6 protein-coding genes are annotated in these 8,438 nt (G+C 36.8%); 3 read left to right on the top strand and 3 right to left on the bottom strand.

Translation table 11 applies throughout. The features are described from left to right. Positions 1–26 precede the first annotated feature (26 nt). The 3 genes from BUC11_RS13420 to BUC11_RS17280 all read right to left on the bottom strand — a co-directional run bounded on the left by BUC11_RS13420 (position 27) and on the right by BUC11_RS17280 (position 3,768). Positions 27–2,810 (bottom strand): hypothetical protein, encoded by a 2,784-nt coding sequence (locus BUC11_RS13420; protein WP_073354877.1) that lies wholly within the window; start codon positions 2,808–2,810, stop codon positions 27–29. Between the two features lie 46 nt (positions 2,811–2,856). Then, positions 2,857–3,384: a Riean_0653 family protein gene (locus tag BUC11_RS13415; RefSeq protein ID WP_073354874.1), complete on the bottom strand. Its 528-nt coding sequence runs from the start codon at positions 3,382–3,384 to the stop codon at positions 2,857–2,859. A gap of 252 nt (positions 3,385–3,636) precedes the next feature. Further along, positions 3,637–3,768 (bottom strand): hypothetical protein, encoded by a 132-nt coding sequence (locus tag BUC11_RS17280; RefSeq protein WP_262487741.1) that lies wholly within the window; start codon positions 3,766–3,768, stop codon positions 3,637–3,639. A gap of 512 nt (positions 3,769–4,280) precedes the next feature. Here BUC11_RS17280 and BUC11_RS13410 point away from each other — a divergent pair. The 3 genes from BUC11_RS13410 (at position 4,281) to BUC11_RS13405 (ending at position 8,431) form a co-directional block, all read left to right on the top strand. Then, positions 4,281–4,502: a helix-turn-helix domain-containing protein gene (locus BUC11_RS13410; RefSeq protein ID WP_073354872.1), complete on the top strand. Its 222-nt coding sequence runs from the start codon at positions 4,281–4,283 to the stop codon at positions 4,500–4,502. 408 nt (positions 4,503–4,910) lie between these two features. After that, entirely contained in the window at positions 4,911–5,066 is a 156-nt protein-coding gene (locus tag BUC11_RS17000) for a hypothetical protein (RefSeq protein ID WP_175547761.1), read from the top strand. Positions 5,067–5,407: 341 nt separating this feature from the next. Continuing rightward, positions 5,408–8,431 (top strand): SusC/RagA family TonB-linked outer membrane protein, encoded by a 3,024-nt coding sequence (locus BUC11_RS13405; RefSeq protein ID WP_073354870.1) that lies wholly within the window; start codon positions 5,408–5,410, stop codon positions 8,429–8,431. The last annotated feature ends 7 nt before the right edge of the window (positions 8,432–8,438 follow it).

The raw sequence follows: 8,438 nt of genomic DNA, 5'->3' as shown, positions 1-8,438 counted from the left end.
CTCTTCTTGTTCTTGACATAATTCTGCTAATTTAAGGTTTTTAATCCTATCTTAAATTCACACAAAAAGTTGTACGTTTTTTGGGGAGCAGCATAAGTTACACCTTGTTGATCTAAAGTATAATTAGACTGATCACTTACCATTGTAATAGTTGATTTTATAGGTTGAGGTTCAAAATAATAGTCCTCTAAATAAAAAGAAGGCTTTCCTACCCAAACACTTTTTGTAATTGTTTTGTAACCGCAATTCGAATTACCTAAATAGAGGCTTAACGTAACTTTTCCATTAGCCAATGCATTTGGAGTTATAGCAACTGTATTTGAGCCATTGCCAGTAAGGGTTACTAGATTTACTCCTTCTGTAATTGTCCAATTATAATATGTAGACACATTGGGCACTGAATAAACTGCACTACCACATAATGTAGAGTTTCCTGCAATTACAAAATCAGAACATGTGTAGGTGCAATTTGCTAGGATGGGAGTTCCATTAGGATTATTCAAAGAATTGAGTTCTGATGCTAACCAATCGCCATTTCTAGTATCAAACGAAATGTGGCTTCTGTTTCTTTCGTTGGGATAGTTTATGTTAAAATCACTTATAAAATTCGCAAAAGGACTATTTTTTGGTGCAACTGGTGCTATGGCACCTACATACGATTTTTTATAATCTACATCATTCAACGCTACGTTTCTTTGACCAATGTCTAATGCACTTGTGGTGGGAATAAAACCGAAACGATCTCTAACATATAAGCCGTTTATAGTTACTGCCCCTGCAACTGCTCTTGTATCAAAATAACCACCTCCATAGGTATCAAAAGGTAATATTCCAGCAGGTTGATTCTTGGACACATCCGTAATGTTTATTGTAACATTAAATAGCCATGCAATTTTTTTGGTATAGGAGAGGCGTCCTTTGTAAATTTGGTTGCCTGAAGTGTTGTATAATGATTTCACCTGAAAATCAGCTTTATATTTTGAATGACCAGGAATGCTTCCTAAAATAGCTATCCCATAAAAATTTCTATTTATAAGTTCTCCTCCAATTAATCCTCCTAAAGGATTATAAATTAAACTAGCTAAATCTCCCCAAAAAGACAATCCTTTGTTGTAATTAAAATTGACCAAATCATCACCCGGATTAAAGCTTTGTATAGTACCGCATTCGCTACCATTGCTTATTGCTATATTTCTACATTGTAAAGGATAACCACCACTGCCAGAAAGACCTTTAGTCTTTAATTCGTTATAAAACGAAGTGTTAGTAGTATTGTCAATAGCATAATTAGGATCAATAAAATTTGCAATTAATTGTTTGGATGCTGGTGCATCCAAAATGGACAAATAATTTGAAGCACCATATTTATCAAGTAAAGGGATGGTTACTAAATTGCCCAAATTGGTATTGCCCACCTGCACATATTGCCGTGTAAGATGACGAAACATATACTGAGAAGCTATTGGGATATTTGCCCCTTGCTGTGGTGCATCATGCGAGATAAACAAACCTGTTTGATGGTTTAACCCTCGTTGCTCCATATCTGCAAGGGCATAGCGAGCTATAACTCCACCCATGCTTTGACCAAGTACAACGTTTTTGGTGGTAGATGTTTTATTTGTATTGACCCACTTTATAACTTCTTCTAGCGCATACGCATTGCGCTGCATATAATCCGCACCATTATCCCAATCTACGTAAATAATGTCGTATTGTTTGGTGTTATCAAAAATAAGGCTTCTTAATGCTGTACCACTATATTGTAAACTTGGTTGAAATGTTCCTGAATAAGTATTGTTTCCATACACTTTTTCGGGATTTAAAAGTGCTCCAAGGTCAAACCCTTCGGCAACAATAAGTGGTTTCTTGAGTCCTTGATTGGGGTCGCCTGCATAGTCTATTGTAATTTTTACATGCCCATAAACCCCTTCGTAGTCTTTTGTAGCGGTAATGGTTTGTCCGTAAAGTTGCTTTGCCGTGCTTGTTGCGGTGGTTACACTGGTTTTGCACAATTCGCATACAGGTTTTGGTGGTAGAGGAACTTCTACAAAAGTTCCTGTATTGCTCCCAACTTGAAATTTGGATTGGCTGTACAATGTTGTACCATTAGTCAAATTGAGTTTGTATTTCCAATACTTTAACCCTGTTGTAGTATAGGTTACTGTGAGTGCCTGACCTCGAACTACAGTTTGATAGCCTAGACCGTTATCGAAATCTATAGCGATAGAAGCTACGCCACTATTGTTGTTGGTATAAAATAGCGCAGTTGGAATAATAACCTGAAAACTCAACTGGTCGTATTGCTCAATAGCAGGTGTCATGACAAAGGTTTGTAATTCTTGGTAGGGATTTTGCCAAACGCCATTGATTATTTTATCATAAAATTTGTTGTTGCTGTAGGTTAGTTTGTTATCTACAGTAGCATTGTATGCAATTTGAGCATATTTGTAATACAAGCCACTCAATGATATTACCCCTGCGGTTCTATTGCTATTCCAGTTGTTTTCGAATACCTCTGGTGCTACCATTGCAGGAATGGTGTTTGTTATTCTGGAAGATAAGAGTGTGTTGTATAGTTGTTTGATATTGATAGCGTTGGTATAAGTACTGTCTGTAAGTGTACCGTTGAAGGCAGGTACGTTTGCAAACTCCATACCATAATCCAGCAAGATACCATTGGGGACTTTTGTTTTGTCTAGTTGGCCAAACATATCATTCATTTGAGTTGCAAACGAAGTATTGATGTCTTGCTGGGCGTTAGTAAAGACTGAAAACAACAAAATAGGGAGAAAGGGTAAAAATTTTTTCATAAACTTGAATAATTAAATTTAGTTAATTAAGAGAAGTAATTTTAATTTAGTATTGCATGTCAAAGCGACCTTCACGCACTTGCACTTTTTCTCCCTTTTCGTTTACGGCATCAAACCAAAAAACACCTGACAAAACAGCTTTATCAAAATTATGGTTAGTAATCTTTAACTCACCTTTAACAATTGAATTTGTTTGATATGTCAAGTTTCCAATTTGTTGAAATATAACATATTCCCCAAATATAGAATTTGCACCATATTCTTTAAGTTGGTATGTTTCACCAACAACTAAGCTTTTATTGTAACTGATAACATTCAACGATAGCGTTTGATTATCGTTTTTCTGTAAAATACCTAATGAAAAATCTTTTCCATTAATATAATTGCAGACCAGATTTCCAGATGGGATGTATCCGTTTGGAAGAAAAGCCTTTCCATCTACCAAACATCCAGCAGTATTTGCTCCTATTTGTGTAGCTGGTGGTAGTTGGTCTATTGGGTTTTCGGGTTTGTTGTCGTCTTTGCTACAACAGGATAATGTTAATACTACTAATAATAAGAGTATATTTTTCATAAGTTTTTTTGTTAAAAATAATATTTTTTATAATTTCGAATGTTAATTTATAGTTATTTTACGACAAAGTTGCGCAAGGGTATCAGTTAACTTGTCAATAACATCAAGAAGTAACACTTTTTTTTTAAAGTTTTACCATAACACGTGCTATATGTCTTGTGTTGTATGTTGTAAATAAAAGCTTTTCTAATTATTATTACAATACCCACTTTTAGTGATATTCGTACATTTCTATCAAGTAAAAGTATACAATTATAATTTTATCCCTTTACGGTTTCCCGCATTATCAAAAAAATGGCATAAAAAAAGACACCTCGCAGCATCTTTATTTCCTATTCCTCCTTCTCCAACTATCATTACAAAAATAATTCCTCCTAAACTCATAAATCTTCCCTCTCAAAACGATCCCGATAGCTATCGGGACTAAGGCACAAAGGTTTTTGTTTTTTTTTTTCATAGGCACTTTGATTTAAAGATTATTATTAAAAGGAAAGTACACTGCCGTTGCCAGTTGCAGCCCAACGCAGGCAGTGCTTTTCCCAACTAATTCCGTACATTAAATGGTATGCGAGACTTTAAAAAAGAAGCGATGCTAAGAATAAAGGTGAGGAACTTTTGCGCATAAAAAATGGCATGGAACTCAGCTTATTGCATCAGAGGCATTGGCATACCTTAACCACAAATAAGTGAGCCCACGCCATCGGACGTGAGCATCTTACTTATCATCTCGTGGTTATAAAACGCCAATTTTCTGATACGAGATTCAAAGCGAATGCTTCAAATATTTTATATGAAGAAACGCAAATATATAAATTCAAAAACAAATATAGTAAAATTCTTTTACAATCGGACAACTGTCCGATTGATTTTAATCATTAACCATTTATTTTGTTAATATGAGTAATTTAGATAGAAGAATTTGCGACTATATAGCCAAAGAATGGATAGGAGAAACTCAAGCAAAAACAGAATTTGCTTTAAATCATAATATTGATGAGAAAACCGCGCGTAGAATTTACAATGATAAAAATTATACTATCACTCTCTACACTTTAAATAAAATTTGTGAAGCTAGAAATATTAAGCTTTCAGAGTTTTTTAAGTTATTAGAATTATAAAATGTATAAAGATGCTCTAGAGCATCTTTTTTTGTGCTCTTTTAAAATGGAGTTGTCAATTCGGGAGAAAGAGTTGTCAAAAACGGAGCATTGTATTTCCAAGTAAAAGAAATAGTATTTAAGCGTTCTATATTTGAGACATGGAATGGTATGAGATAATAGGGGTAGTTGTTTTATGGATTGTAGGACTCGTGGCGAAAACAAAAAATGCCCTCTTACTCGTCGATAAACTAGACAAGAGAACCAGTGCTAACAACATTTACATTTCAATTATCTAAACCAATCGTATGAATAAAAATTCAATAAATAAAGGACTAAGATCCCATAGTGTAAATCAATCTTCCTTTGTAATTACACTATGTATCAGTGGGTACACAACTGGTTTTGTAAACAACAAAAATTGAAAAAATGAAATACTACAAACAAATAAAAGCGGCTTTAATAGTGGCATTCATAACGCTTATCTGCCTTTGGCTTTATGGTTGCAGCAGTTTTACCCAAACAGATAGTAAAAAGTCACAATTGATTAAAACGGCCGTTTTTAAAAATGTAAAAAACAACTAGTTAACTGAATTTTAGTATTAAATAACTCAGCTTAATTAGAAGCAACAACACACAACGGACAACCCATAACTCACAACGGATAACAGATAATCCACAACAGAAAACAGAAAACAGAAAACGGAAAACAGATAAACCACAACAGAAAACAGATAACAGATAACTCACAACAGAAAACAGATAACGCCTATGACTTAATAAAATAATAAAAATTTGTGCCTTAGTCCCGATAGCTATCGGGATCGTGGCTAATCACATAAAAAAAGGCCCTCTTACTCGTCGACAAACTAGACAAGAGGACCAGCGCTAACAAAATTCACATTTTAATTAACTAAACCAATAGTATGAAAAATTTTTCAATTTATAGGTCTTGGAAAGGATTTATATCCCCATTTATTTTGGGATTGTACTTGTCCTTCACTCCTGCTCTAGCGAGCACTTCAATAAAATACAAACAGAATATACAACCACTATCTAAGATTAGCGGTATCGTTACCGACGGCCAAAACCCGCTGCCCGGCGTTAGCATTTCCATAAAAGGAAAAGCAAAATCAGTAATAACATCCGATTTCAATGGTCAATATACTTTAGAAGCGGCGCCTAATGATACACTAGTGGCTAGTTTCATAGGATTCAAAACACTGATAATACCAATAAACGGACGCAAAATAATCAACATAAAGTTGCAAGAAGACATAACCTCTTTGCAGGAAGTTCGTGTCAACGCAGGTTATTACTCCGTTAAGGAAAGCGAACGCACGGGTAGTATCTCTAAAATTTCGTCGGCAGCCATAGAAATCCAACCCGTTACCAATATGCTCGCAACAATGCAGGGACGAATGGCGGGGGTCAGCATCACCCAAACTACAGGTATACCAGGCGGAGGATTTGAGATAAAAATAAGGGGGCAAAACAGCATTCGTCCCGGGGGCAATGCTCCTTTATATGTAATAGACGGAGTTCCCTACTCCTCCGATCCCATTGGCTACAATCAAACTTCAACCACATTCCCAACAGTTACAAGCCCTCTAAATAGTATTAACCCTGATAATATTGAAAGTATTGAAGTCTTAAAAGATGCCGATGCCACTTCTATTTACGGCTCCAGAGGCGCAAATGGAGTCGTGTTGGTAACTACCAAAAAAGGAAAGGCTGGAAAAACAAAATTTACTATTACTGCATCAACAGGGAGTGGTCAAGTCACCAGTTTTATGAAACTAATGAACACCCAGCAGTATCTGGCTATGAGAGCAAAAGCCTTGAGCAATGATGGAATAACCGAATATCAGGCATGGGACTATGACATCAACGGGACTTGGGATCAAAACCGCTATACGAATTGGCAGCAAGAACTACTAGGGGGCACCGCCGCGATTTCAAAATTACAAGGTACCATTTCAGGAGGATCGGAAACTACACAATTTCTTTTCAGCGGGAATTATCATACGGAATCAACAGTCTTTCCTGGGGATTTTCTATACAAACTTGGAGGAGCACAATTTAGCCTGAACCACCGTTCCGAAGATGCTAAATTCAAAATGACATTCTCAGCTAATTACACTGCGCAAGATAATGATCAACCCGCATTTGACTTCACTTATGATGCTCGTGCTCTTCCTCCAAATGCCCCAGCCTTATATGACGCTAACGGTAATCTCAATTGGGAAAATGGCACTTGGGATAATCCATTGCGGAATCTATCCGCCAAATTCGAATCCAAAACAAACGATTTGCTTGCCAATACAGTGCTATCCTATGAAATAGTCTCAGGATTTGTACTTAAAAGTAGTTTCGGATTTACAGACCTACGCCACACCGAAAGCCGTATTTCTCCCTCAACCATATACAATCCTTCCTACGGGATTGGAAGCGCCTATTCCGGAATATACTTAAACAACACCAATCGCAGTTCTTGGATTGTAGAACCACAAATGAGCTGGGAAAAAGAATTAGGTAAAGGAAAATTCAGTATGTTATTGGGCGGGACATTTCAAAATCAAAGTACTTCCCATCTTTTTCAATCTGGAACAGGTTTTAGTTCAAACAGCCTCATTTATGATTTGGCATCGGCCACTAACGTAAGGGTAAAGTTGAGTGATGAAACCGTATACAAGTATCAGGCCTTTTTTGCGAGGATAAACTACAATTGGCAAGAACGTTACATTGTAAACCTTACGGGAAGACGGGATGGTTCCAGTCGCTTTGGTCCAGGCAACCAATTTGCAAATTTTGGGGCAGTGGGCGCTGCGTGGCTATTTTCTAATGAAACCTTTCTCAAAAACAGTTCTTGGTTTAGTTTTGGTAAACTTCGTGCTAGCTACGGAACTACGGGTAATGACCAGATTGGCGACTATCAATTTTTAAACACCTATTCCTCATCAGGGATCCCTTATGATGGAGTTATCGGGCTACAGCCGACACGGCTTTATAATCCTGATTTTGGTTGGGAGACCAATAAGAAACTGGAAGTGGCTTTAGAAACAGGGTTCTTACACGATCGGGTTTTTCTAACAGCCGCATGGTATCGCAATAGATCTTCTAATCAATTGGTAGGTATCCCGCTACCGGGCACAACCGGATTTTCGGCATTACAATCTAATCTTGATGCTACTGTCGAAAATACAGGATTAGAATTTACGTTGCGTACCCTCAATTGTAGCACTAAAAATTTTAATTGGACAACGAGCCTGAATTTGACCCTAGCCCAAAACAAACTCCTCCGCTTTCCGGGATTAGAATCATCATCCTATAAAGAGCAATACCGCATCAACCAACCGCTAAATATTCAGCTGCTTTACAAGTACAAAGGGCTTGATCCGCAAACAGGAGTGTACCAATTTGCAGACGTTAACAACGATGGCAAAATAGCATTTCCTGATGATAGACAGACCGTGGTTGATCTCAATCCGGAATATTTTGGAGGACTGCAAAACCAGCTGAGTTATAAGCATTGGAAACTTGACTTCTTGTTTCAATTTGTAAAACAAAAAAATCGCAATTATCCAATGGGTTTTGCTGGTCAAATGTCCAATCAGCCTACAAAAATGTTGAACAGTTGGCAACAGCCAGGAGATAATGGACCGTATCAGATCTATACCATCGGTTACAATGATGCAGCCGTCACTGCAGATTATTTATACAGTGAAAGTGATGCAGCTATTAGCGATGCTTCCTTTATCCGTCTCAAAAATATTGCATTGTCCTATGATCTTCCATTGAGTATAAAAAACACCCAATGCAAGATTATGCTGCAAAGTCAAAACCTATTGACTTTTACCAAGTATGAAGATGGTGATCCGGAATTTACCAATTATGGATACTTACCCCCATTAAAAATCATTACTGCTGGTATTCAACTAACTTTTTAATTATACA

This window comes from Flavobacterium xanthum, assembly GCF_900142695.1.
Classification (GTDB): domain Bacteria; phylum Bacteroidota; class Bacteroidia; order Flavobacteriales; family Flavobacteriaceae; genus Flavobacterium; species Flavobacterium xanthum.
Note: the sequence above shows the minus strand (reverse complement) of the source record. Positions and strands in the feature narration are given on the sequence as shown.